General features: G+C 49.4%; 22 protein-coding genes and 5 pseudogenes. 18 read left to right on the top strand and 9 right to left on the bottom strand.

Annotated features, from left to right (window positions below; translation table 11 throughout):
* Positions 1 to 103: 103 nt before the first annotated feature.
* The 5 genes and pseudogenes from A4S02_RS08295 (at position 104) to A4S02_RS08275 (ending at position 5,433) form a co-directional block, all read left to right on the top strand.
* Positions 104 to 2,573, top strand: a pseudogene (locus A4S02_RS08295) (TonB-dependent receptor plug domain-containing protein).
* Positions 2,574 to 2,677: 104 nt separating this feature from the next.
* Complete coding sequence (locus tag A4S02_RS08290; protein WP_082246793.1) at positions 2,678 to 3,421, top strand: energy transducer TonB; 744 nt, start codon at positions 2,678 to 2,680, stop codon at positions 3,419 to 3,421.
* 90 nt (positions 3,422 to 3,511) lie between these two features.
* Entirely contained in the window at positions 3,512 to 4,489 is a 978-nt protein-coding gene (locus A4S02_RS08285; RefSeq protein WP_082246749.1) for a MotA/TolQ/ExbB proton channel family protein, read from the top strand.
* A 29-nt stretch (positions 4,490 to 4,518) separates the two neighbouring features.
* The gene (locus A4S02_RS08280) at positions 4,519 to 4,938 is read left to right on the top strand and encodes an ExbD/TolR family protein (RefSeq protein ID WP_019089631.1); all 420 of its coding nucleotides are present in this window, start codon (positions 4,519 to 4,521) and stop codon (positions 4,936 to 4,938) included.
* Positions 4,939 to 4,992: 54 nt separating this feature from the next.
* Positions 4,993 to 5,433 (top strand): ExbD/TolR family protein, encoded by a 441-nt coding sequence (locus A4S02_RS08275; RefSeq protein WP_070323080.1) that lies wholly within the window; start codon positions 4,993 to 4,995, stop codon positions 5,431 to 5,433.
* A gap of 76 nt (positions 5,434 to 5,509) precedes the next feature.
* On the opposite strand, the gene A4S02_RS16100 is transcribed toward A4S02_RS08275, so the two are convergent.
* The 3 genes from A4S02_RS16100 to A4S02_RS16285 all read right to left on the bottom strand — a co-directional run bounded on the left by A4S02_RS16100 (position 5,510) and on the right by A4S02_RS16285 (position 6,862).
* Positions 5,510 to 5,671, bottom strand: a complete 162-nt coding sequence (locus A4S02_RS16100) for a hypothetical protein (RefSeq protein ID WP_162272817.1) — start codon at positions 5,669 to 5,671, stop codon at positions 5,510 to 5,512.
* Between the two features lie 262 nt (positions 5,672 to 5,933).
* A complete protein-coding gene (locus A4S02_RS16290) occupies positions 5,934 to 6,362 on the bottom strand; it encodes a LysR substrate-binding domain-containing protein (RefSeq protein WP_208858873.1) in 429 nt (142 codons plus the stop codon).
* Entirely contained in the window at positions 6,359 to 6,862 is a 504-nt protein-coding gene (locus A4S02_RS16285) for a LysR family transcriptional regulator (RefSeq protein WP_208858872.1), read from the bottom strand. Before A4S02_RS16285 ends, A4S02_RS16290 begins: the two co-directional genes overlap by 4 nt.
* A 120-nt stretch (positions 6,863 to 6,982) precedes the next feature.
* On the opposite strand from A4S02_RS16285, the gene A4S02_RS08265 reads away from it, so the two are divergent.
* The 6 genes from A4S02_RS08265 (at position 6,983) to A4S02_RS08235 (ending at position 13,676) form a co-directional block, all read left to right on the top strand.
* Positions 6,983 to 7,852 carry a pirin family protein gene (locus tag A4S02_RS08265; RefSeq protein ID WP_019089327.1) on the top strand — a complete coding sequence of 290 codons (870 nt, stop codon included), beginning with the start codon at positions 6,983 to 6,985 and terminating at the stop codon, positions 7,850 to 7,852.
* Between the two features lie 99 nt (positions 7,853 to 7,951).
* Complete coding sequence (locus tag A4S02_RS08260; protein WP_070323483.1) at positions 7,952 to 8,533, top strand: NADPH-dependent FMN reductase; 582 nt, start codon at positions 7,952 to 7,954, stop codon at positions 8,531 to 8,533.
* A gap of 164 nt (positions 8,534 to 8,697) precedes the next feature.
* The gene (locus A4S02_RS08255; protein WP_044582983.1) at positions 8,698 to 9,099 is read left to right on the top strand and encodes a GlcG/HbpS family heme-binding protein; all 402 of its coding nucleotides are present in this window, start codon (positions 8,698 to 8,700) and stop codon (positions 9,097 to 9,099) included.
* Between the two features lie 24 nt (positions 9,100 to 9,123).
* A complete protein-coding gene (locus A4S02_RS08250) occupies positions 9,124 to 10,359 on the top strand; it encodes an MFS transporter (protein WP_019089324.1) in 1,236 nt (411 codons plus the stop codon).
* Positions 10,360 to 10,812: 453 nt separating this feature from the next.
* Positions 10,813 to 12,204, top strand: coding sequence for an NAD-dependent succinate-semialdehyde dehydrogenase (locus tag A4S02_RS08245; RefSeq protein ID WP_070323482.1), 1,392 nt, complete (start codon positions 10,813 to 10,815; stop codon positions 12,202 to 12,204).
* 179 nt (positions 12,205 to 12,383) lie between these two features.
* The gene (locus A4S02_RS08235; RefSeq protein ID WP_070323481.1) at positions 12,384 to 13,676 is read left to right on the top strand and encodes an NAD(P)/FAD-dependent oxidoreductase; all 1,293 of its coding nucleotides are present in this window, start codon (positions 12,384 to 12,386) and stop codon (positions 13,674 to 13,676) included.
* Here the strand turns inward: A4S02_RS08235 and A4S02_RS08230 are convergent.
* A pseudogene (locus A4S02_RS08230) lies at positions 13,673 to 14,275 on the bottom strand (TetR/AcrR family transcriptional regulator); the annotation flags it as partial. The gene A4S02_RS08235 and the pseudogene A4S02_RS08230 overlap by 4 nt on opposite strands.
* Positions 14,276 to 14,530: 255 nt before the next feature.
* Here A4S02_RS08230 and A4S02_RS08225 point away from each other — a divergent pair.
* From A4S02_RS08225 to nadC, 3 genes are all read left to right on the top strand, one after another.
* Complete coding sequence (locus tag A4S02_RS08225; RefSeq protein WP_070323479.1) at positions 14,531 to 15,415, top strand: NUDIX hydrolase; 885 nt, start codon at positions 14,531 to 14,533, stop codon at positions 15,413 to 15,415.
* Positions 15,416 to 15,495: 80 nt separating this feature from the next.
* Complete coding sequence (gene nadA, locus A4S02_RS08220) at positions 15,496 to 16,476, top strand: quinolinate synthase NadA (RefSeq protein WP_070323478.1); 981 nt, start codon at positions 15,496 to 15,498, stop codon at positions 16,474 to 16,476.
* A 26-nt stretch (positions 16,477 to 16,502) separates the two neighbouring features.
* Positions 16,503 to 17,360, top strand: a complete 858-nt coding sequence (nadC, locus tag A4S02_RS08215; RefSeq protein ID WP_070323477.1) for a carboxylating nicotinate-nucleotide diphosphorylase — start codon at positions 16,503 to 16,505, stop codon at positions 17,358 to 17,360.
* Between the two features lie 46 nt (positions 17,361 to 17,406).
* Here the strand turns inward: nadC and A4S02_RS08210 are convergent, their stop codons facing one another.
* Together A4S02_RS08210 and A4S02_RS08205 are read right to left on the bottom strand one after the other, a co-directional pair.
* Positions 17,407 to 18,429, bottom strand: a complete 1,023-nt coding sequence (locus tag A4S02_RS08210; protein ID WP_070323476.1) for an alpha-E domain-containing protein — start codon at positions 18,427 to 18,429, stop codon at positions 17,407 to 17,409.
* A pseudogene (locus A4S02_RS08205) lies at positions 18,411 to 18,665 on the bottom strand (circularly permuted type 2 ATP-grasp protein); the annotation flags it as partial. The gene A4S02_RS08210 and the pseudogene A4S02_RS08205, both read right to left, overlap by 19 nt.
* Before the next feature lie 104 nt (positions 18,666 to 18,769).
* On the opposite strand from A4S02_RS08205, the gene A4S02_RS15085 reads away from it, so the two are divergent.
* A protein-coding gene (locus A4S02_RS15085; protein ID WP_087651418.1) for an IS5 family transposase occupies positions 18,770 to 19,524 on the top strand; the annotation gives its coding sequence in 2 pieces (ribosomal slippage) (positions 18,770 to 19,109 and positions 19,109 to 19,524; 756 coding nt in all).
* Between the two features lie 10 nt (positions 19,525 to 19,534).
* Here the strand turns inward: A4S02_RS15085 and A4S02_RS16280 are convergent.
* A pseudogene (locus A4S02_RS16280) lies at positions 19,535 to 19,639 on the bottom strand (hypothetical protein); the annotation flags it as partial.
* 52 nt (positions 19,640 to 19,691) lie between these two features.
* On the opposite strand from A4S02_RS16280, the gene A4S02_RS08185 reads away from it, so the two are divergent.
* On the top strand, positions 19,692 to 20,516 hold the full coding sequence (locus tag A4S02_RS08185; RefSeq protein WP_082246791.1) for an IS5-like element IS12528 family transposase: 825 nt from the start codon (positions 19,692 to 19,694) through the stop codon (positions 20,514 to 20,516).
* Positions 20,517 to 20,532: 16 nt separating this feature from the next.
* Here A4S02_RS08185 and A4S02_RS08180 read toward each other — a convergent pair.
* Positions 20,533 to 21,663 (bottom strand): annotated as a pseudogene (locus A4S02_RS08180) (circularly permuted type 2 ATP-grasp protein); the annotation flags it as partial.
* 247 nt (positions 21,664 to 21,910) lie between these two features.
* Between A4S02_RS08180 and A4S02_RS08175 the strand changes: the two are divergent.
* Both A4S02_RS08175 and A4S02_RS08170 read left to right on the top strand, forming a co-directional pair.
* Positions 21,911 to 22,747, top strand: a complete 837-nt coding sequence (locus A4S02_RS08175; protein ID WP_026019382.1) for a transglutaminase family protein — start codon at positions 21,911 to 21,913, stop codon at positions 22,745 to 22,747.
* The gene (locus tag A4S02_RS08170) at positions 22,744 to 23,820 is read left to right on the top strand and encodes a zinc-binding metallopeptidase family protein (protein ID WP_019089313.1); all 1,077 of its coding nucleotides are present in this window, start codon (positions 22,744 to 22,746) and stop codon (positions 23,818 to 23,820) included. The genes A4S02_RS08175 and A4S02_RS08170 overlap by 4 nt, the downstream gene beginning before the upstream one ends.
* A 109-nt stretch (positions 23,821 to 23,929) precedes the next feature.
* Here the strand turns inward: A4S02_RS08170 and dld are convergent, their stop codons facing one another.
* On the bottom strand, positions 23,930 to 25,645 hold the full coding sequence (dld, locus tag A4S02_RS08165) for a D-lactate dehydrogenase (protein WP_070323472.1): 1,716 nt from the start codon (positions 25,643 to 25,645) through the stop codon (positions 23,930 to 23,932).

Genomic DNA, 25,645 nt, shown 5'->3' with positions numbered 1-25,645 from the left:
AGGGTAGATATATCAATATTAAATATGACGTCAAAACGTAACGGAAACGTATCATAATTTCATAAGATATTTTCTTAATCCTATCGGATTTGAGGGTGATGCGATGGCCAGGATCTCAAAGTTTGAATTGTCGCTTGTCGCGAGTGTTGCATTCGGTGCTCTCATTCCGGCAGAAAGTGGTTTTGCTGCAGATACAACATCTACAACAGCAAACCCACAAAAGGTTCTTGTAAAAAAACCAAAACTACAAAAGCAGTTCCAACACGACGCACCAAAAATCTTGCTGCATTACGTGGTGGGGAGGAATCAGTAGAGGTTGGTGGGCATTCCAGCAACTCTGTCTTTTCTCCTGTAACGCAGAAGCATAGCACCACGCAGGTTACTGTTGTGACGGGTGCTGAACTGTTAAAAACAGGCCAGACAAATGTGTTGTCTGCTTTGGCGCAGGCAAATCCGGCTATTACAACAGCGGCTTTGCCAGGCGGGGGTGCCAGTTCATTTGTACAAACCATGCAGCTGCGTGGGCAGTCTCCAGATGATACGTTGATTTTGGTGAATGGCCATCGTCGCCATATCGGGGCAAACTTCAACTCAAACTCAGGCACCAACCGGGGAAGTGAGCCTGCTGATATTTCCCTTATTCCAATCTCGGCTATTGATCATATTGAAGTTGTTACAGAAGGTGCTTCTGCCCTTTACGGTCAGGATGCCATTGCTGGTGCTGTAAACATTGTGCTTAAGCACAACACACATGGCGGCAGCATAAATTTTAAAAATAGTGGTTATTACGCAGGTGATGGTCAGGATCTGGATGGTTCTGCCAATTACGGCATGGCTCTGGGCCATAACGGCGGCTATCTGGATTTAGCCGCGCAGATTTCCCATCAATTGCCAACAACTCGTGGTGGTGATTTTTATGGGACAATGTTTGATGATTCCAGAAATGAAACAGCAAACCGAAATGTTCAGCGCGGCCTAGGTATTCCTAAATCCACACTGGAAACTATCAGTGAAAACATGTCTGTGCCGTTGGCCAGTAGCGGGTTCAATTTCTATAGCACTTCCACGTTTTCTCACAGACGGGCCAATGTGCCTGAAACCTACAGGGCTAACACTGCTTCTGATGAGTGGATTAATCCTGATCTATATCCTGCTGGTAACCAGCCTTATATTGCAATGGATCAGCTAGATTTTGAAACAGACAACGGCATCAAGGCCCGCAAGTTTGGTTTTGCATGGGATGCTTACGTAACCTACGCACGTGATAAGCAAAATTACCGCACCACCAATTCTGAAAATGTTTCGATACCCGGCAGCACGCAAACATCTTTTTATGATGGTGCTTCAGTTGCCACAGAGCTAACGGCTGGTCTACGAGGCTCTCGTTCATTCCGTCCAGATTGGGCGCCGCGGCCTATCAATCTGCGGTTTGGGGCGAATATCGCCACGATACCTTCCAGATGGTTGAGGGTGAAATGGCCTCATGGAGCGGAATGGGCGCAACAGATCACCCCGGTAACGTTCCCATGGCAGCAACCTATCAGAACCGCGATGTTTATGAAGGTAACGTCAACCTTGATTTCTACGTGACGAAGCAGTGGGAGTGGACATTAGGTGGTCGTGTTGGCAGCTATAACAATATTGCTACGGTAGAAACAGGATCTGTTGGCACACGCTATAACTTTAACAAGCGCTGGGCTATCCGTGCGAATGTGAATACGGGGTATCGTCCACCTACCTTGGGTGCGATGAACTATTTTTATTCTGCGCCTTATCCGGGCTATACGGTAGATCAGATTCCTGCCGGAAGTCAGATTGCCAAATATCTTGGTGCAGGCAGTATGAAAGGGGAATACTCCCGTAGCTACTCAATCGGTTTTGATTCAACGCCAGTTGATGATTTCCATGTAACAGGCAACCTGTATTACATTGCCATTAACGGCAGAATGGGCAGCACAAAAACCTATTCGGTGGATCAGAATGACTCTGTTCTTCTGGAAATGCTGAAAAATGCAAATCTGGAAAGTGCAACATCCCTCTCATATTATGCAAACCTGTATAATACGCAGACATTTGGTGGGGATTTGAGTGCAGACTACACCCTGCACACAAAAAATCTTGGTCAGTTCCGCTTTGCTATGGGTATCAACTTCTCGGATAACGAAATTCGTTCTGCAAAGTCCGATCTGGTAAATGAATATACCAAGATGATGGTTTTGCATTCTGCGCCCAAAAACCGTGAGCAGATCAGCGTAAACTGGACGCGTGGAAAGTGGTCCTTTATGGCGCAGGAACTCCGGTATGGTTCCATTGTCTATATGGCTTCCCCAACGGGGGCGGGCAGTGTGCCTTTCCAGCAGAATCCGGGCTTTATTACCAATCTGGAAGTTGACTATAAAATTTTCCCGCGGTGGACAGTTGGTATTGGGGCTAACAACGTAGGAAATAAACATCCTACCCGTGTGTCAAGTTCCATTGCCAATACCCAGCAAGGCCTTGCCAAATATGCATCCTATTCTCCGTATGGGTTCAGCGGTGGGATGTATTATGTGAAAACCTCTTTGGATTTCTAAAGGGAAAGAAAGGTGTTCACACTTAAGCCTTTAGGGTCAAGGCTGACACACCTTGGGTTATTAAAACAAATAGCTCAAGCCAGTGCAAAAACAGCGAGAGCATAATGCAGAATATTTCAGAACATTCCGAAAAACTGGAAAGTGACGCTGCTCAACATTCAGAGGGGAAGGAGCGTTATGTTCTTCGCGCTGGAGGCGTGGTTGGAGCTGGAGCGCTTATAGCGGTTCTTCTTTTGCATGGAGCTGGTGTGTGGGGGCTGATGTATGGGATGGGGACGAAGGCGAGCGTGCCTGTTGAGCATCCGCCTATCCAGACCCAAGTGCTGCCACCCCCTCAGCCGCCACCGCCACCACCTCCACCGCCGCCGCCGCCGCCAGTGATGGCCGAGCCACCGCCACCGTTCATTCCGCCGCCCAAGATCAAGGTGCCCCCACCGCCCAAGCCGCCCATCAAGCATGTGGCCAAAACGCCGCCCAAACATCCGGCGCCACCACAAACCAAAACGGCCAAGGCCCCACCAGCCGCCACCGAGCCTGCAGCCAGCGCACCCCCATCCGATGCACCGGATACCACGGCTGGCACGGCACCGCTGAACCATGTGCAGCCGGTCTATCCGCCAGAAATGGAGGAAGAGAACATTGAAGGGCGTGTGACAGTAGCATGCGATGTGGAACCTACGGGCATGACCAGTAACTGCCAGGTGCAGTCAGTCTCCGGCGGTCAGGCTTTTGCCAAGGCGGCATTGGATTACGTGCACAAGGCCCGCTATCGCCCGGCCACGCGCAATGGCGCTCCGGTGAAGGAACTGCACAAGGTCTATGTCATTCGCTTTAGGCTAGATGATTAAGATCAGCTTACGAACACACTAACGGATTGCCCGGCCCATAATGGCCACACCCCGCCGGATCGGGCCCTGATGATGAGGATTATGAGGAAGATGACCAGACTGCCCCGTTCTTTTGTGTCAGGTCTTGCGGCTCCGGCTCTGGCGCTGCTGATGAGCACTGCAGCCCCTGTGGCAGCCTTTGCGCAGGATGCGGTCGCCACAGCGCCTGCAGCTACGGCGCCCGCCCCTGATGCGGCGCCATCTTCCGCGCCGGCTCCCGCAGTCACACCGGATGCAGCCCCCACAGCCAGCGCTCCGGCTGAACAGGCCCCACCTGCGGCAGACACCAAGGAAGAAGCCAATCCCTACGGTCTGGGCGCCCTGTGGTCCAATGGGGATATCATTGCCCGCGGCGTGCTGCTGATCATGCTCACCATGTCTTTGGGCACATGGTATATCATGATCACCAAGTTTATCGAGCAGGCCCGCCTGTTTGCCGCCGCCAAGGAAGCCACCAAAAGCTTCTGGACCAAGCACAGCATTCAGGAAGGGGCTTCCGCTCTGACCTCCACCTCTCCGTTCCGCTACATCGCCGATACCGGCATTGTGGCTGCCGAGCACCATGAAGGCACGATGCAGGAAAGCATCGACCTGCATAGCTGGACGGGCATGTCCATCCAGCGCGCGGTGAACAACATCCAAAACAGCCTGCAAAAGGGTCTGGCGTTTCTGGGCACCGTGGGGTCCACCTCTCCGTTCATCGGTCTGTTCGGCACGGTGTGGGGGATCTACCATGCGCTAACAGCTATCGGTATTGCCGGTCAGGCCTCCATCGACAAAGTGGCCGGACCTGTGGGTGAATCCCTGATCATGACAGCCATTGGTCTGGCCACCGCTGTGCCAGCCGTTCTGGGTTACAACCTGCTGGTGCGCCGCAACAAGACAGCCATGGATCTGGTGCGAGACTTTGCCTCTGACCTGCAGTCCATCCTCATCGGGGGTGTGCGTCATGGGGCCGCTGTGGACCAGATTGTGGTGCGTCCGGATAACTCCCCCACCACAGCCACTGTATCCAACCGCATCGGGTAATCAATCAGGTCAAGGCAAGGAGAGCGCTTATGGGCATGCAGATTGGCGATAGTGGCGGGGAAGACGACGTCGTCTCCGCCATCAACACCACACCGCTTGTGGATGTGATGCTGGTGCTGCTGATCATCTTCCTGATCACCATTCCGGTGGCCACACATACCGTCAAGGTGCAACTGCCCAAGGACATGAACCAGCCCACCCAGACCAAGCTGAGCAATGTGGTTTTGGCCGTTACGGCGGATGGACAGACCTTCTGGGATGAAACGCCGATCAAGGACCGGGCCGATCTTTTGGCCCGGCTGGAGAAGGCGGCGGTGCAAAAGCCGCAGCCGCAGATCCAGATCCGCGGAGATGTGACCACACGCTATGAGAGTGTGGGCCGTCTGGTGGCCACGTGTCAGGAAGCAGGCATCAGCCATATCGATTTCATTACGGAAAAGCCGAAATAGGCAGGGGCGGGTGGCGCAGCACGCCACCCCATCCTGTGGGGGAGAGCACAGACCATGGGCATGAATGTTGGCTCTGAGAGCACAACGGAAGATGAAGGCATTGTAGACATCAACACCACGCCACTGATTGACGTGATGCTGGTGCTGCTGATCATGCTGATCATCACCATCCCGTTGCAGACGCAGGCGGTCTCGATTGATCTGCCACAGGGTAATCCACCGCCCAGCACGGAAGAAACCCCTGTGGTGACGCTGGTTGTGGACTTTGACAACTCGCTGACTTGGAACGGTCAGCCCATCAATGGTGAGGCCGATCTGCAGGCGCATCTGCGTGAGATCGCAAGCGGGCCCGAGGCCTCCCGGCCAGAATTCCATCTCCAGCCCAACCGTCTGGCAGACTATAAAACCGTCGTTCACGTCATGGCCGATGCACAGCGCCTCGACGTTACAAAACTCGGAATCGTCGGGCAGGAACAGTTCGCTGACGGTAAGTGAAAAATGGAGGCTCTCTCTTTAAGCAAACATTTTTAAAGAGAGAGCCATCTTGAGGGCACGTTAAAAACAGACATGCTTATTTCTTGGGTTTTTTAGTGGGTTTTGCAGGCGGATCTTTATCTCCTGTAAAACCAGTTTGAGACGGTGGATCACTTGCGGGAAAGCTTTCATCTAAAGCTTCATCAAGTTTTTCATCTTGAGCCTGTTTTTTGCTGTCTTTGTTTTTCTTTTCGGCCATAACAAACCTCATACATATTGCTGTGAAAACATGCCGCACCAACAATGGCAGGATCTTTGTATGTCTGCCTGTTTGGCGTAGGACATACAGATACAACGCTTCTGGCAAGTAAGGTTTCCGGTTTTGACTTTTTGAAAAATGATTTTGCTATCTGTTTGAAAATTTGAATAAAATAAAACCTATCATCGGGAGGAAAGAATATTTCCTCTGCTGATAAGGCCATAAGAACCTAGGTATTGGTTATCGTAGATATACTGTTGCTTTAGAACGATGTTTTAAAAACTTCAGTGGCCAGATTACGTTGTGCACGGCATTCTTCTGCCAGAAAATCCAGCAAAGCACGAACAGCCGGCACAAGCCCACGGCGAGATGGAAAGACTGCGTGAATAATACCCGCCTGTGGCTGCCATCCGGGAAGAACGCGCACTAAACGCCCTGCTTCAATATCTTGCCACACCATCATGGTGGGCATTTGCACAATACCTGCACCTACAAGGGCAGCTTCTCGCAGTACAGCCATATCATCCGTTGCCAACCGGGGTTCATGAAAAATGGTCGCTGTTTGTCCTTCTTGGTTTTCGAGTAACCAAGAATGTGATCCCGGTGTGGTATGAAAATCTAAACTGGGAAAAGCGTTTAAATCAGCCGGAGAAGCCAGTGAGTGAGGTACAAGATGAGGTGCAGCAATCACAAACACTGCGTGCTGGTATCAAGTGTGCGCATTACAAGATCGGATGAAGCAATGGGCGGAAACCGTACGCGTATTGCAAGGTCCATGCCTTCTTTCAAGACATCTACACGCCGGTTGGTGCTTTCAAGCTGCAGCGTTACGGCTGGATAGAGCATGATAAAGCGGGCGAGTAAGGCACCAAATTGAAAGTTTAGCAAAGCTACAGGGCAACTTAGGCGCACAAGCCCACAGGGTTCAGTTTGCAGTTGAGCGACAGAGCGTTCTGCCGTGTCTGCTTCCTCCAACATGGCAATACAGTGTTCGTAAAAGCGGTGTCCTGTTTCTGTAACGCTAAAGTGGCGTGATGAACGTTGGATCAAACGCGCATGCAGGCGTTCTTCTAAAAGACGGATACGGCGGCTTAGGAGAGATTTTTGTAGGCCAGTTGCACGAGCGGCGGCGGAAAAACCACCATATTTTACAACCTGCACAAAATATCCAAAGTCATTAAGGTCTCTCATCGTCCTACCTATGAAACGCAATGTTTGATTTAGAAATCTTTATGCGACGATAAGAAGAGCGCATGTTTCGTGTCAACAAAAGGCGCATAAAGCGCTCTTGCTTCAGACAGGACAAAAGTCATGCAGAAGAAAATTCTTGGTCGTTATGGAAATGAACGAGGGCACTGGGTTGGTGACGGTTTTCCTGTACGTTCTCTGTTTTCCTATACTGATTTTGGTGATCACCTTAGCCCGTTTCTGCTGCTGGACTATGCAGGTCCGCATAAGTTTGCGCCAACAGATACACGGCGCGGCGTAGGTCAGCATCCACACAAAGGGTTTGAAACCGTTACCATTGTTTATGATGGTGAAGTGGAACACCGTGATTCATCTGGCGGTGGTGGCATTATTGGTCCCGGCGATGTGCAGTGGATGACAGCCGGCAACGGTATCCAGCACGAGGAATTTCATTCTCCGGCATATGCAAAAGTTGGGGGTGATTTTCGGATGGTGCAGTTATGGGTTAATTTGCCAGCTAAAGATAAAGGTGTGCCTGCCGGTTATCAAACTCTACAGGCTGCAGAAATTCCAACTATTGCGTTTCCAGATAAGAGGGGCAGCCTACGTATTATTGCGGGAGACTATGAAGGTCAGCATGGGCCTGCGCGTATTTTCTCTCCACTAAACGTGTGGGATGGGAAGCTGGAAGAAGGAGCATACATCACACTTTCTCTCCCTGCTGGGCATAATGCCGCTATTGTTTCGCTTGAAGGGAAGTTAATTGTGAATGGTGCAGAAGAAGTGGGAAGTGCACAATTTGCACTTCTGGACCGGGAAGGCACGGATGTAACATTGCAAGCTCCCCAAGCCTCTAGCTTTCTTGTTTTAACTGGAGCGCCGTTGAATGAACCCATTGCTGGATATGGGCCGTTTGTCATGAATACGCGGGAAGAAATTCGGCAGGCATTTGAAGATTTCAATAGCGGCCGTTTTGGCAATATTTCAGCCTGATATGTCGGGCCATGTATCGCAACAATCATACAGGTTGCCTGTTATGTCATCCATGACAGGCAATTTTTTCAATAAATACTTCAAAGGCAGGACAGAAGCATGACGCAGGAAAAAGAACATCTGCATTTTGTGACCGTGTTGGGTAGCCTGCGTAAGGCATCTTATAATGGTATTGTGGCACGCACGTTACCTATGTTGGCTCCAGATGGAATAACTATTTCGGCGCTCGGATCTATCGCTGAGTTTCCGCATTATAATCAGGATGTGCAGGAGCAGGGTTTCCCTGCTTCTGTGCTGGTAATGGGAGAGCGGATCAGGAAAGCCGATGGCGTTATTATCGTAACGCCAGAATATAATTATTCTGTGCCGGGTGTGCTTAAAAACATGCTGGATTGGCTTTCTCGTCTTACGCCGCAACCATTTGCACGCAAACCCGTTGCGCTTCAGACAGTCTCACCCGGCATGATTGGGGGTGCTCGTGCGCAGTATCACATACGCCAGAGTATGGTGTTTATGGATGCCCTTGTGCTGAATAGGCCGGAAGTCATGATCGGTCAGGCAGCAGATAAGTTTGATATAGACAAGCTGGAACTGACTGACGAGAAAACACGCGCATTTCTCACGCGGCAGATACAGTCATTGGCAGATATGGCACGCAGAGAACAAAAGCAGACTATCTAAGGATTTCTGAGGCTGAAAATAAAACCAATATGGGCCTCATGCTTCATTTGTAACAAGAATATGTTCATTGCCGTTAAATAAATGTGTTTTATGTATAATTTCTCTTTCATTTAAGAGCGAGATGAGTAGTCTGCGCGCTTTTCTTCGTGCAGGAGTTTTGTTTCATGAAGCTTTCTACGGCCTTATCCATACTGGATGCCGCCTTGGCAGAGGCGCGCCGGCTTGAAGTGAATGTATGTGTGTCCATTGTAGATGCTGCAGCATGGCCTGTGGTTTTTGCCCGGATGGATGGGGCACCGTTAGGTGTGGTGGATGTCAGCCAGAAAAAGGCACGCACTGCTGCGCTGTTCCAGATGGATAGTGCAGATTTTGCAGCAAAAGGCCGCCCGGATGGTGAAGCCTATACGCTGGAAAATACAAATGGTGGTTTAACCAGCTTTGGTGGTGGACTAGTGATTAAAGCTACAGATGGCTCTTTTTTAGGTGCCATAGGTGTTTCTGGTGCCAAAACGGAAGATGATATTGCCATTGCTCGTGTTGCAATGAAGCAGGCCGTAAATAACTGACCTTTCTTGTTTTTGAGTTTTTAAATGACAACAGCTCCTCAGCCTCCTCCCGCAAGCACCTCATTCATAGAACCGCCTCATGGGCGTGCAGCAGCCTTATTTATTCTCACTTTTGGCACTTTTGTTGTTGGAACAGGTGAGTTTGCCATTATGGGCATGCTGCCAGAATTTGCCCGTTCCTTACATCTATCTGCGGCAGATGCAGGATATGCCATTACCGCCTATGCCTTGGGTGTAGTAATTGGTGCGCCACTTATTACAATTTTGGGCGCGCGGCTTTCCCGTAGGGAACTTCTCCTTTCTTTGTTGGTGCTGTTTTGTTTCGGGAATTTCCTGAGCATTTGCATGCCTTCACCAGAGTTGGTTGAAGTTGCACGGTTTATTACGGGCCTGCCACATGGGGCATTGTTTGGTATTTCTGCGTTGGTTGCGGCCTCAATGGTGGAACGTTCACGCCGAGGGTGGGCTGTTGGCCGTGTTTTGTCTGGCATTGCCATTTCCACTCTGGTGGGTGCACCGTTTTCTACATTTGCAGCGGATCATTTTGGCTGGCGCGTGGCATATCTGATTATCGGTATATTTGGCTGTATTACCTTTTTGGGAGTGTGGCGTTATATTCCGGCTGATCAGCCCAACCGCAAGAACTCACCGCTTAAAGAAGTTTCTGCCATGGGTAACACGCAGGTTCTGCTTACGTTGCTAACAGCGGCTATCGGCTTTGGCGGCATGTTTGCCATTTATACATACCTTACCAGTATCTTGCAGAATGTAACCCATGTGCCTGAATGGTCCGTTATGGTGTATATGGTCATTTGGGGTATGGGCATGCTGGTTGGGGCTAATGTTGGTGCATGGCTTGTAGATCGCAAGTTGGATCTGGCCGCAGTATTGGCACTAGGTGGCAGTGCTATTGTTATGCTGGGCTTTTCCACAGTGCTACATCAGCCGTTGCTCTTGGCGCTTGCTGTATTTCTTATCCCTACATTTGTGAATGGTCTGGGGCCTGCTTTGCAAACGCGTTTGATGGATTTTGCAGGGGATGCTCAAACTTTGGCAGCCTCTCTCAATCACTCAGCGTTTAATATCGCCAATGCATTAGGGGCCGCTCTAGGGAGTATGCTGCTGGCGCATCAGTTTGGTTATTCGGCTCTGGGTGTTGGTGGGGCTGTTCTTTCAGCAGGTGGTCTGGTTGTGTATTTGCTGGCAATTCTGGTATTGCGTCGGAGTGGACAGAAAGAAATCAGACAACCTATCTCCTGAATAGAAACATTATAGTGTTTCATATTCTTGTTTTATATTGAGTTCTGCACGAACGCTTTAAGCTGGAAGGATATATGCCTTCCAGCTTTTTTTGTATTTGTTGAGCGCCAAGAGGTGTGGGGCAGGGGGATAGTAACGGTTTTGATCGGATTTATGCGATCCCACCATAAATAGGATAAGAGTTATAAGACGACTGGTCTAATTATGAATTGACTTCATCTATATCCATTCATATATAGATAGCCAGAACAGGCCATACAGATTCGGTAGGAATATTTCCAGTTTGTATATGGATTTTTGCCATCAGGGATTTTCCTTCTCGATAAAAGTTGACCGGTCTATTTTTTGGATGAGGGAGACGATGCCACACATTGGAGCATTTTGCTCTGCCGGGTGCATGCCGCATTTGCGGGCTCGTTCTGCTTTTTCCATTTCACTGTTCACGAGGTAAAAATGGCGTACGCGACAACCAATCCCTACACAGGGGAAGTTCTTGCTAATTTTCCTGAAGCTACAGATCAGGAAGTTCAGACCGCACTGTCCGAAGCTCATGCCGCTTTTGAAAAATGGCGTGATACCTCCTTTGCTGAACGCGCTCGTATTATGAATGCCGCAGCTGCCATTCTGCGTCGTGATGTTGATAAGTATGCCCGTCTGGGCACGCTGGAAATGGGCAAGCTGTTTGCTGAGTCTAAAGCAGAGGTTATTCTTTCTGCTGAAATTTTCGAATACTATGCAAAATATGCAGAAGAACTGCTGAAGCCAGAATCTCTGCCAGTGGCTGATCCGGCTGAAGGTAAGGCCGTTCTGGTGCATGAACCTCTTGGTATCGTGCTGGCAATTGAGCCATGGAACTTCCCGTTCTATCAGGTTGTCCGTATTATTGCGCCGCAGCTTTCCGCTGGTAACGCTGTTCTGCTCAAGCACGCTTCCAACCTGCCGCAGTGCGCTGCTGCCTGTGAAGAGCTGATGAACGAAGCTGGCCTGCCGAAGGGTCTGTTCCGTAACCTTTATACAGCACGTCGCCACACGGAAGTTATCCTGAATGACCCACGCGTTTGCGGTGTGGCTCTGACAGGTTCTGAAGGCGCAGGCACCATTATTGCTGGCGTTGCTGGTAAAGCCCTGAAAAAGGCTACCATGGAACTGGGCGGTGCAGATGCCTTTATTGTTCTGGATGATGCCGACGTAGAAAAAGCCGCTAAATGGGCTGTTATTGGCCGCCATTGGAATGCTGGTCAGGTGTGTGTATCTGCCAAGCGTCTGATTGTTGCTGATGCTGTTTATGATCGCTTCTTGGAACTGTACAAAAAGGGTGTTTCCGAGCTGAAAGCTGGTGACCCGATGGATCCTTCCACAACGTTGGCACCGGTGTGCTCCAAAGGCGCTATGGATGATCTGCACCGTCAGGTTACAGAAGCCATCAAGCATGGTGCGAAGGTTGAAGTCATTGGGCCAGAAGTTCCCGGTAAAGGTGCTTTCTTCCGTCCGCTGCTGATGACCGGTTTGGACGGCAATAACGCAGCCCGCCATTGGGAATTCTTTGGCCCGGTAACGCAGTTGTATCGTGCAAAAGACGAAAACGATGCAATCCGTATCGCCAATGATTCTCCTTACGGTCTGGGTGGCGCTGTCTTTACCAAAGACGAAGCACGTGGCGCACGTGTGGCTGCAAAAATCTGCACAGGCATGGTGTTCATCAACCATCCGCTGGTACCTAAGGCAGATCTGCCTTTCGGTGGTATTAAGAACTCCGGTTATGGTCGTGAACTGATTGGTCTTGGTATCAAAGAGTTTGTGAACCACAAGCTGATCAACACGGTCGATATCGACGCACCGTTCTGATCATACTGTTAGCAGGCGCCTGTAAAGGTGCCTGCTTGCACAGAATACGCATAGTATAAGAAACATAAGTAAATAGAATTATATAGTGTAATAACAGAATAATTCTTTTTAATAAAAATATTCATACAAAAATATAACGTTATCTCCCGCTTACTTCCTGAAAGAGGCATGTAAACCTGATGTCGTCCAAGTCTGAAATTCTTATTGTCGGTGGCGGAGTGGCAGGACTTGCCCTTGCAACGCGTCTGGGTAAAACACTTGGCCGGCACGGAAAAGCACGTATCACGCTCATTGATAAAAGCTTTTCACACGTATGGAAGCCCATGCTGCATTGTTTTGCCGCTGGCACAGTGCAGAATGAAAATGACCGCATCAGTTTTATGGCTCAGGCCAGTAGCCACAATTTTGAATTCTGGCCCGGTGAAGTTGTTTCTATTGATAGAGAAAAGCGGGAAGTTGTTTTAAGCCCCTTACATGCATCAGATGGCAGCAAGGTTCTGGATAGCAGAACCATGACGTATGATGCCATTGTCCTGTCCATCGGAAGCCGCGCTAACGATTTTGGCACACCCGGTGTGCTAGAAAACTGCCTGTTTATTGATAACCTTGTTGAAGCAAATGCCTTTAACGAAAAGTTCAGAATGGAAATTCTGAAGTCATTTGCTGATAATTCGGAACTCGATATTGCTATTGTTGGGGGCGGGGCTACAGGCACCCAGCTTGCTGCGGAACTTCATAAATCTCTCGAAATTGTTGATCCAGTAAGCCTGCATGCTTTTGGCAAGGCTCCGCCGAAGCTGAGCATTACACTGTTACAGTCTGGTGCCCGCATTCTGCCTGCTTTTCCTGAATCTGTTTCAATGGCAGCACAGCAGGAACTGGAGCGGATTGGTGTTAATGTGCGCACATCAGCACGCGTTGCTGCGGCTGACGCTACTGGTTTTATACTTAAAGATGGCACACATGTGCCAGCAACACTGCGGGTATGGGCCGCTGGGGTTAAAGCACCGGCAGTGACAAAAACCTATGGTGGTCTTTCTCTCAGTCGTTCCGGCCAGATCAACGTTAAACCCAATCTGTGCTCTGTTGATGATGATCGTATTTTTGCAATGGGGGATTGCTCCTACATTGTAGATGATCCGTTGCCTGCGACCGCACAGGTTGCCCGCCAGCAGGCGCATCATCTGGCACAACATCTGCCTGCATGGCTAGAGAGTGGCAAGGAAGTTCCTTCCTGCATTTTCCGCAACAAAGGCGCTATTGTCGCATTGGGTAATTACAATGGCTGGGCCGCTTTGCCGGGTGGCCGCGTTATGGGCGGCGGTATGCTGCATGGGCTTTCAGTCCGTATGGGGCATATCATGCTTTATCGGCAGCATCAGATAGAGCTGTTTGGTTGGATACGCGGCTTGGCGTCCATCTTTGCAGATATGGTGGAAACCGTTATTCGACCTTCTGTGCGCTTGGACTGATCTGATGCGCAACCCAGAAGGGTGAACGAAGTTTGCCATGCTTCATCCAATGGATGAGATGAACGCTTAATCTTCGTCATCAAGGTTGCACCCAGCCAAAGCTGATAGAGTGATGATGCAAGTTTATGGGCGGGTAGGGAGGAGTGTAAAGATCCATCCTGCTGCCCGGTTTTGATGACTTCAGAAAGATGAATGATAACGGAAGCTGTGCCGGTTTCCATGATACGGCGCATGCGTTCTGATATATCGGAAACCTCTGCCGCCAGTTTAACGATCAGGCATTTATCCCCAACTTGACCTTTGATATGGGAGACCCGCCAGAAATCCAGATAAGAAAACAGCTTCTGTGCGCCATTTTTATCTGGTGCGGTGAAGAGTTCATGAATATTTATTAAATAATCATGCATGTAAGAGCGTAGAAGTTCCTCACCAAAAGCCTCTTTAGACGCGAAATAATGGTAAAATGAACCTTTGGGAATACCCGCAACTTCCAGAATTTGCGAAAGACCCACAGCCGAAAATCCGCGTTCAGCAATAAGCGCACGTGCAGAATCTACAATTTTCTTTTTTGCGATATCATGTTTTGTCGGCGTATTCATGGGCGCGAAAATGTCCTGATTTCTTTCAAAAACGTTTATATTGTCTTTTCTAAACTGACACAAATATAAGCCTGATGATGGCAGAGATGAATGATGTAGCTGTATAATACATGAGACATGTTCATTTGGAAAATATTGTAGTCGAAACATTTTCAGGAATATCTGTTTGGGGGTGAAATCTTCACGCCCATACGAAAAATGAGTATGCAGATATTACCCATGATATTTTGATTTTTGGTCCATTATTGAGGCTTCATGAAACAGACAGCGTTTTGCAGGACAGAGCTTGTAGCCGTTCTTTTGAATATCAGAAAAGATACGCCCTGTGTGCTCACGCTGGAAAACGGTCAGGCCCTGCCATCCGGCCCATTAACCATGGGCGGGCGTTCCTTGCAAAAGGAACTATGCGGATGGGTGGAGCAGCAAACTGGCGTGGTGTTAGGGCATACAGAACAGCTTTATACATTTGCAGATACACAGGTGGCCGATAAAAGCCGGTTGGTGCGTATTTCCTATATGGCGTTGATCAGTTCTAATGCAGATCAAACAATAGCAGAACGTCCCATATATGATTATTTCCCGTGGGAAGATCGTAGATATCCAGAGGCTCATGCTCTGTTGCAGCACATTGTTGTATTACTGAAAAACTGGGCCGGGAAGAGTGCCGCTAAACAGCAAAGATGTGCCAGATTATTCGGCCTCCCTCCACATTCATGGAATGATGAACTGGCTTTGGACCGTTATGAAATTTTGTGGGAAGCGGGTTTGGTGCACGAGGCCAAACATTGTGAAGGGCAGATCCAATTAGGTTTGCCAATGCAGGCAGATTACCGACGCGTTTTGGCGACTGCCCTTTCACGCGTGCGGGCGAAAATTCGCTATACATCTGTTGTGTTCGATCTGCTGCCAGAAACCTTTACATTGTTGCAGCTTCAGCAGGCCATGGAAGCATTGGCGGGCTGTTGGATGCATAAGCAAAATTTCAGACGTCTGGTTTTGCAGCAAAAGCTGGTGGAAGAAACGGGTGCTTTTGATGTTCCGCAACAGGGGCGGCCTGCAAAGCTATATCGTTTTCGGCCAGAAGCAGGGCAGCACTGCTATCTGGCAGGCGCTAAATTGCCGCTAACGCCATTGTTATAAAAAGTAGGTTAAAAGCGCTTGTTTTTCCCTTGCGGTACATATACTCAAATTGAGCATATGTACCGCAAGGGAGGGTATTCATGTTGGCACTCAATATTCCAGACAGGGATACTTTGTATCAGCCTGTAGCCAGCATTATGGCACGAGATTTTTGGGAAGAGCGTTATGCCGCCGATATTGAGGCGATTATACGCCTTAAAAAGCAGCATAATGCCGTTATTCTTGCGCATAACTATCAAACGCCAGAAATCTTTCATTGTGTGTCTGATATTCGGGGCGATAGCCTTGCTCTTGCACGTGCGGCACAGAATATAGATGCCGACATTATTCTTATGGCTGGCGTGCATTTTATGGCAGAAACAGCCAAGTTGCTGAATACAGAAAAGAAAATTCTAATTCCGGATGTGGCGGCAGGTTGTTCTTTGGCAGAAGGTATTACAGCCGAAAATGTACGTAGCCTTAAACAGGCGTATCCCGGTGTGCCTGTTGTAACTTATGTGAACAGCACGGCCGCAGTTAAGGCCGAAAGCGATATTTGCTGTACTTCAGGTAATGCACGCAAGGTGGTGGAAAGTCTGAACGTTCCGCGTGTTATCATGATTCCAGATGAATTTTTGGCCCGTAATATTCAGGCTGAAACCGGGATTGAAATGATAACATGGCCTGCACATTGCGAGGTGCATGAACGTTTCACTCCGCAGGAAATTCGGCAGTATCGGCGTATGCATCCGGGTGTCAAAGTTGTGGCGCACCCTGAATGCCCGCCAGAAGTGGTGGAAGCAGCAGACTATTCAGGTTCAACAGCCCAAATGATTGCATATATTGCAGAAGAAAAACCTGAAAAAGTTCTTCTGGTTACTGAATGTTCCATGAGTGATAATTTGGCCGCAGAATACCCAAACACTACTTTCGTGCGGCCCTGTAATCTGTGCCCGCATATGAAGTGCATTACATTGCCCGCTATCCGAAAGTCTTTGGAAAATCTGGAGGCGGAGATTGTTATTCCTGAATCCTTGCAAGAGCGCGCTCGTCTGGCTGTTGAGCGCATGTTGCTTATTTAAAGGCAAGGATAGGAGCTTTCATACATATGTCTTACGCATGTCATTTACCTGCTTTGTTATGGAAACCTATTATTCAAGCAGCACTGCTTGAAGATCTGGGGCAGGGTGGAGATAGTACCACACAAGTATTGGCAACGCCCGGGCAGAAAATACGCGCAGTATTTCGTGCACGTCATCAGGGTGTTGTTGCTGGGCTTGAAGGAGCTCGGCAGGCTTTTGCACTTTTAGATGAACACGTGCAGTTTCGCACTTTCACGCAGGATGGGGAGAGGCTGGCCATTGGTGATGTGCTGGCTGAAGTAGAAGGTGATGCCCTAACCGTTCTGGCGGGAGAGCGGACAGCCTTGAACATCCTCTCTCATCTTAGTGGTATTGCTAGCCAAACGCGCCAGATGGTGGATGCTGTGGTCGGCACTAAAGCTACTATTTGCTGCACACGCAAAACGCTTCCGGGGTTAAGAGTTTTACAAAAGTATGCCGTAAAGGCAGGTGGAGGTGGCAATCACCGTTTTCGGTTAGATGATGCTATTTTGATTAAAGATAATCACTTGGCTTTGTGTGGTGGTCGGGTGGATGAGGCTTTGCAAAAGGCGCGTAAGCGGGCAGGCCATCTTATGAAAATTGAACTGGAAGTAGATACGCTGGAACAGTTGGAGGCCGCGTTGGCCAGTGGTGGCGCTGATGCCTATTTGCTGGATAATATGGATACGGACACTCTGCGCAAAGCTGTAAATATGATTAACGGCTCTGCCATAGCCGAGGCATCAGGAGGGATTACGCATGAAACAGTGCGCGCAATTGCTGAAACCGGAGTGGATGTTATTTCCGCAGGTTGGCTGACGCATAGCGTAAAAGCTTTAGATATTGGCTTGGATTACATCTAGTTTTTCAAAACATATCCAAAAGATTTTATACTATATGCATACAACCTTACGCTTGCATCTGAAAATCTGTCTGAACGGCCACAGCCGAAACAGGCGGCCAGAATTCAGATGCAATTTGCCCCTGCAATTGAGAAAGATGCTGTTGTATCCAGCTCATGTAATCATGCAGGCCGCGGATAATAATGTCTTCCGCAGTTTGTTCAGCAAGGGTAACGCGTAGCTCTGCAACACATTCTTGCAGTTGGTTGCAACGTGAACGTAAGCCAGGGTAAGAGGCTAAAAGCGCAAGTGTTTCATCCATTAAACGTAAATTGGTGGTTAAGGAGCGGCAGAAACCTTCATTTTTCAGCAAAAAGCCTACAATATTGGCAGGTGTAATTGTAACAGGCCGCAAACGGCGGAAGGCATGGTAAGCAGCCGCAGAGCGCAATACGGCTGTCCATTGCGTGATGTCAATTTCAGAGCCAGGAACTTCCCCTTGGGGCAGTAGCATATGGTAGCGAATATCTACCAAGCGCGTAATCTGGTCACACCGCTCAAGCGTTTTGCCTAACTTATAGAAAAGCCATGCTTGATCGCGGTAAAGCGTGCCTTCCGTAACGCCAAAATGGGCCTGACAATCCTGTTTGATATGTGTGCACAGGCTTGAAAGGCTGTTTTGATAAATATCCTTTTCTTTCAGATCCAGCACCCAGCGTGTGAACACATTTAACTGCGTCCACATTTCAATAGAAACGAGGGGGCGAACCGCGCGCGCATTTTCACGTATCGCATGGGCGGTTGCGCAGATAGATGCCGGGTTTGCCTGCTCAGTCAGATAAAAGCTGGCTACGGCATCTGCATCGCCTGATGGATGTAAGGCAAGGAAAGTTTGCTCATCCGAGTTAATTTGCACAATGGAATGCCATGCAATCTGCCCATTGGCATCGCGCACAAATGTTTCTGTCACTTCTAGAAGGCGGGCTAGATTTTCTGTGCGCTCCATATAACGCGCTAGCCACATCATGCATTCTGCATAGCGAGAGAGCAGATGGCCCTGTGTTTCGTTCATCATGATGCCATCACCCATGTATCTTTAGAGCCACCACCTTGAGAAGAATTGACCACCAGAGACCCTTTGCGGAGCGCCACACGGGCCAGCCCGCCGGGTAAAACCCAAACAGAACGGCCGGTTAGGGCAAAGGGGCGAAGGTCTACATGTCTGGCTTCCACGCCATCTGGGCAGAGGGTGGGGGTGACAGACAAATTGATAACGGGTTGGCTGATATAGTTGGAAGGATCAGCCAGTAATTTTTCTCTAAAATCTGCTACGGCGTGTCGTCAGTTAAGCCCTGAGAGTGGCACGTGAGGGTTGTACTTTGTGTCTGCGTGTGCTGACTGTTTTCCCGTTTTTTTGGGGAGACAGACAGATGCGGCGCTATAGTTTACGCGATGACCAGTGGGAGCGGATAAAGGATCTTCTTCCTGGTCGAGAAGGCTATGTCGGCGGCACTGCGGTGAACAACCGTCTGTTCGTGGAGGCGGTGTTGTATCGCTATCGCGCGGGTATTCCATGGCGCGACCTTCCTGCCCGTTTCGGTGACTGGAAAAACGTGCACCGGCGTCTGCGCCGCTGGTGTGAAAGCGGCGTCATCGAACGGATATTTCGTTATCTGGCCGCTGATTACGACAACGAATACATGATGATCGACAGCACAATTGTCCGAGCGCATCAGCATAGTGCCGGAGCTCTCAAAAAAGGGGCACGGATCAGGCCATCGGACGATCACGAGGCGGGCTAACTACAAAGATCCATGCCATCTGCGACGCTCTGGGCAATCCAGTGGAACTCGGCATCACACCGGGACAGGATGCCGATATCACCCAGGCAGAACCACTTCTGGAAAACATCGAACCGGATGCTTTCCTTGCTGACAAGGCGTATGACGCGGACAGGTTGATCGATCGGCTGATACAGCGCGGGATTACCCCGGTCATCCCGCCAAAACGCAACAGAACGACACGACGGAAAACCGATTTTTCTCTCTACCGCGAACGGAACCTTGTTGAGAGGTTCTTCAATAAACTCAAGCAGTTTCGCGCTATCGCAACCCGCTACGATAAACTGAAATCGACCTTCCTCGCAGCCGTGCAGTTCGCCTCAATCATCATCCTGCTTAACTGACGACACGCCGTAGTTCTTTCTGGCTGGCATGGGGGCCAATCAGCAAGCCATAACCACCTGATTCTCCAACAGGTTTTATTACAAGTTTGTTCATATTGGCTAAGAGCCCTTTTGGAAATTCGCTATGATAGGTTTTCAAGAGGTTTTGAGCGTGATTCAAAGGCAGGATGTGGACGCCAGCACAACGAGGCCGCATGGCCGGAATTACACGCAAGACGAAACGCTATCCGTCTGATCTGACAGATGAGGAATGGGAGCGCATAGCGCCTCTGATGCCCCCTGCGAACCGGCGTGGTCGGAAACGGACAACCGATTTCCGTGAGATCATCAATGCTCTGCGCTATCTCGTGCGCTCAGGCTGCGGTTGGGAGATGCTTCCGGTTCATTTTGGCCCATGTCAAACGGTTTACTGGTGGTTCCGCAGGCTGATGCGCCGTTTCCTGTTCCAGACCATTCATGATGTCTGTCTGATGCTCGATCGTGAAGCGACAGGACGCGAAACCAGTCCATCGGGTGGTGTCATTGATAGCCAGAGTATCAAGGCACCCCACGCAAAGACACGTGGTTATGACGCAGGCAAGAAGATCGTCGGTCGGAAACGTCACATCGCAGTTGATACGGATGGCCGCCTTCTCCTGGTCCAGCTGACAACAGCCGATATTTCGGACAGTGCAGGAGGACAGATGATCCTTGATGCCATTCGCAAACGCTGGCCTTGGGTGAAGCACCTGTTTGCCGATGGAGCCTATGACCGCCTCCAGTTGATGGATAAGGCCACTTTTCTCGACTTCACAGTCGAGATCATCCGGCGGTCAGAGACAGCAAAAGGGTTTGAAATCCTGCCGCGTCGGTGGGTTGTGGAACGGACCTTCGGTTGGATGATCCGCTGGCGTCGCCTTGTGAAGGACTACGAACAGCGGATCGACGTCGCAGAGGCCATGATCCACATCGCCATGGGAAGCCTCATGCTACGCCGAAACGCTCATCCGTGAATTTCCAAAAGGGCTCTAACGTATAAGCAAGGCCGTCTGGTTCTGCGCAGATGTGCGTTTCAACACTTTGCAGGATAGGGTCCTGCCCTAAATAGTACTGAATAATACGTGGCATATAAGCGTATACGGCTTTATCATCAGCAACACCTGTGCCCAAGGCGTTGGCGAGTGTGACGTTGCCGCGTCGATACGCTTCCACTAATCCGGGAACTCCCAGAAGACTGTTCGGATTAAACACCAACGGATCCAAGAAATCATCATTCAAGCGGCGATAAATGGCATGAACAGCACGTGGCCCATTAACCGTACGCATAAACACCCGATGATTTTCAACAAATAGATCTTTACCTTCCACAAGGGGCACGCCCATCTCGCGGGAGAGAAAAACATGCTCAAAGTAAGCGGAATTATAAATACCGGGTGAAAGAAGAACGACTTGCGGGTCAGCCACCCCTTCTGGTGCCACTTCACACAAGGTCTGGTGCAGGCGAAGGCCGTATTCATCAACCGAGCGAATGGGTAGGCCAGATGCCAGATCCGGCATAAGGCGCAGCATCATGTGCCTGTTTTCAATAACGTAGGATACACCGGAGGGCGTGCGGGCATTATCTTCCAAAATCAGAAACTGGCCGTTATCGTCCCGTATCAGATCCGTGCCGTTGATATGCACATAAACGCCGCCCGGAACATCTACCCCTATCATGGCATCACAGTAATTGGGGTTATTCAGCACCAGTTTGGCGGGCAATATGCCATCACGCAGGATGTTTCGATCATGGTAAATATCATGCAAAAACAGATTGATAGCCTGAATACGCTGTTGCACACCCCGCTCTACGTGTTCCCACTCTTGCGCGGTAATAACGCGCGGGATGGCATCAAACGGCAGAATACGGTCAATAGCTTCCTTATCTGAATACACTGTAAAGGTAATGCCCATACGGTAAAGTTGGGCCTCTGCAGCCTGCGTTCTGCGGCGCAGTTCTGGCAGACTGAGAGCTGCAAGCCGGTCTTTTACGCATTGTAGGGCAGGGGGCGTTGGATCACGCCGATTCATCAACTCACAAAAAAAATTAGGGATACGGTAATCGTCCAGTAATCCAGAGGAAGCAGCCAGAGGGGGAGCATGCAGGGCTGTGGGTGTCATGGTTTCTCTCCCGTCAGGCTGGTGGCCAGTATGGCCTCAACTTGTTTCACTACCGAATTAACTGAACAGGTTTCCAGATGTTTGCCAAGTCTAAAATAGCGGCTACTTGAGCAAGTTTTTGATTGTGTTGGATATGTATTGCATGTGCGCGTCATGCTGCTATGGTTTTACGCTACAAGTGTGTGTTCTTGTTGAACGAGGCAACAATGCTTGCCATGAATAAGATAAAAGACAGGGTTAGGGTTTGATGAGTTCTCACGTTATGCTGACGCATCGAACCTGCTATCGGTATGATAGGCCTGTCAGCATGGGGCCACAAACAATCCGGCTGCGCCCTACGCTGTATTCTCGCACACCTGTGCTCTCATATAATCTGAATGTGCAACCAACTGAGTCCTTGGTAAAATGGACACAAGATGCATTGGGCAATCAGGTTGCATGCGTTGAATGTGCCGATCAGGTAACGCAGTTTGATATTGAAGTGGCGCTTATGGTGGATCTGACGCCGTATGATCCAGTTGCTGATGCAGCCATATGCCCTGAACCTTTGCGTGAGGAAGAAGGGCTAACACCGCAGCGTATAAGTAAAAACATGCAGTCACTCATCGGTGCGCACCAAGTTCTGGCAGCGCAAGATCCGCTGGATAAAATTAAGGCACTTAATCAAGTTATTGCACAGCGGATTCAATATCAACGGCGTATGGAGCCGGGTGTTTGGACGGCTGAGGAAACATTGCAGCGCGCAACTGGTTCTTGCCGAGATAGCGCATGGTTGTTGGTAAGTGTCGCGCGCCAACTTGGGTTTTCGGCCCGCTTTGTTTCAGGTTATCTTATTCAGGAAGAATGTGCGGAAGGTAAAATTACAACGCTGAATGGTGATCTGCATGCGTGGGCGCAGGTTCTTATTCCGCAAAAGGGCTGGATTGGGTTTGATACCACATCTGGTTTTCTGGCGGGGGCAGGGCATATTCCGTTGGCGGTTGCAAATACACCGCAGGATGCGGCACCGGTTTCTGGCGTGCTGGATTGTTGTAAGGCTGTATTTGATGTGTTCATGCAAGTGCAACACTTGCCCCGACAATGAAACGGTTTTCCTGCCAATCCTGCAATCATTTGGTGGGGTTTGAGGCAACGCAGTGTGGATATTGTGGTATTACCGTAGGGTATTTACCCGAGTTTGTGGCCATGACGGCGTTAAAACCACAGGCAGATGGTACATGGTTTCCTTTAGAACAAAAGGCTGAAGGGAAAGCACGCGCCTTTTGTATCAATCATGTCTATGGTGTGTGTAATTGGCTGACATTGGCAGCAGATAGTAGTGCAACTGCTGGGTTTTGTGTTGCCTGCCAATTTAACCGTATGATTCCTAACCTGAATGTGCCGGAAAATAAAGACCGTTGGTACAAATTGGAAGTTGCAAAACACAGGATGTTTTACACAATCCTGCGTTTGAAGCTTCCATTCAAAAATCGACGGCAAGACCCAGAAAACGGCTTAGCATTTGATTTTCTGGATGATGCAGCAGATGGCTCGGTTGCTATCATGACGGGTCATAGCAATGGCATTATCACAATTGCCACCAAAGAAGCGGATGATGCCTATCGTGAGAAAATGCGTATTGAAATGGGAGAGTATTATCGCACCCTTCTAGGGCATTTTCGCCATGAGATTGGACATTATTACTGGAATATTCTGGTAAGAGATGGCGGAAATCTGGAAGCCTGCCGTGCTATATTTGGCGATGATCGCGCAGATTATCAGGCTGCATTACAAACTTATTATGCGCAATCTCCCCCACAGAACTGGCGCGAGAATTTTGTAAGCTTTTATGCGACATCTCATCCATGGGAAGATTTTGCAGAAACATGGGCGCATTACTTCCATATCGTTTCTACACTGGAAACAGCATTAGCTTACGATATGACCGTAAGCGCCACAGTAGGCGGAGATGCGCTTCTTTCTCCTCATGGAGACCCTTACACAACCATGCCTTTTGAGGAAATTATCAATGCATGGGTTCCGTTAACTTATGCAGTCAATAATTTGAATCGTTCCATGGGTTTGCCTGATTTTTATCCGTTTACGTTAACGCAGGGAGTTGTGCACAAACTGCATTTTATTCATGATCTTATCCGAAATATTCAGAATAAATCATGAACTTTTTTACGGTGTTTGATATGCACGTAAAATAAAACCCGACGCAGCACAAAAGTGCCATGTCGGGTTTTTAGTATTGTAATACGCTAAGCTCAGAACAATTTAGCGATTATACGCTTTCTGCAACCCAGCTTTTGCGTTTTGTAGCCTGGCCAATGCCGGGGTTCATGCAATTGCAGGGATCAAGCTGCTGATAGTGGTCGAGCATGTTTTGCGGGGCCTTATACAGGTGGCCCACATTATGCTCTGCCGGATAGCGTGCCCCACGGGCATCCAAACCGGGCAGCATTTCATGCTCAACAGCTATAGCGTTATAACCCTTCTTCACCACGTAATCCTGATGCATGACATGGCAGAGGAAGTGGCCGTAATAGAGTTTAACAATCAGCTTGTCTTCAATATCCTGCGGAAGTTTTTCAAACCACTCATGGTCATTGCGGCGCAGGGCAACGTCCAGCGCTACAATATCTTCTGCTTCTTTATGATGCACAGCGCGGTACCTTACAGCCGCACCTGCGGCAGCAAAACGATGCAAGAAGGCAAGCTTGCCTTCTTCTGGCGTGCATTCAAAATATTCGCCAGTTACGCTGCCAAAATATGTTTGCAGATACTGACGCATAGGCCCAGCCAGATCGTGCGAGACCTTGAGCATCAGATGGTGTTCAAACTTGTCCCGATACTCCAACATCCGTGTAGGCAGTTGGCGCGGCAACAGGTAGCTGATTGCCTGCATGATCCGATCACTCAGATGATCTGCCAGGAAGCCAAGCTTTTTGGAAAAAATGTCAAACCGTGATTTCATGGCGAACATTTTTGGTAAAAACTTGGTGCCAAAATAACGGATAACAGCAAAGGTATCCTTGCCGTATTTTTCAGCAATATTAAACGCGTCACGGTGGATATATTCCCCGCAAATCGGCAGTTCATTAAATGCTGTCAGCACATGGCGGCGCAGGTTTTCCAGTTCATCCGTATTATTGGTGCCAATATAGAAAACAGACGTATCTTTGTTGGCGGGAAAGGTATCAAGGCGCACAGCAAATACAACCAACTTGCCTGCGCAGCCTGCTGCTTCGTACCAGCGTGCTGGATCTGCATTGTAGCGGGCGGGGGTATCAGCATCAATTTCGCGCACGTGGTTGATGTAATTGCCATCGTGCCCTTTGCCGGCGTTCCAATCAATATCCGCTTCTGTAAAGGTGCCAGCTTCTAGTTTCTGCAGTATCGCTTCTGGGTCATTTCCCAATTGGATACCCAGATGATTGACGAGTTGCAGTTTACCATCCGGCCCAACCTGACCAAACACAGCCATTTCTGTGTAAGCCGGGCCGCGCTGCACCAATGCGCCACCAGAGTTATTGCTTACGCCGCCTAGAACAGAAGCGCCAATACAGGAGGAGCCAATAACGGAATGCGGTTCCCGCCCAATGGCAGCCAGTTTGCTTTCCAGTTCATAAAGCGTGGCGCCGGGGAGGCATACAACCTGCTTGCCGTTGCCAATCAGGTGAGATTTATCCAGCCGTAGCGTGCTGATAAGCACGATATCGCGGTCATAATTATTGCCATCGGGAGTGGAGCCGCCAGTCAGACCAGTATTAGCGGCCTGCATGATAATAATTTTGTCGGCATTTACGCAGGCCTGAGCAATGCGCCAAAGCTCGATAAGTGAACCCGGCTGAACAACAGCAAGCACCTTACCCGCGCCAAAGCGAAAACCGTGGGTAAAGCGATATGTGCTGTCTTCTCCGGTCAGGACATGGTGCTGGCCAGCTATATTCTTCAGCTGTTCAATCAACTGCTTGTTGTTTCCTGCGGCGGTTGTCAC

The organism is Acetobacter ascendens (assembly GCF_001766235.1).
Taxonomy (GTDB): Bacteria; Pseudomonadota; Alphaproteobacteria; order Acetobacterales; family Acetobacteraceae; genus Acetobacter; species Acetobacter ascendens.
This window is presented reverse-complemented; position numbering and strand designations above follow the sequence as displayed.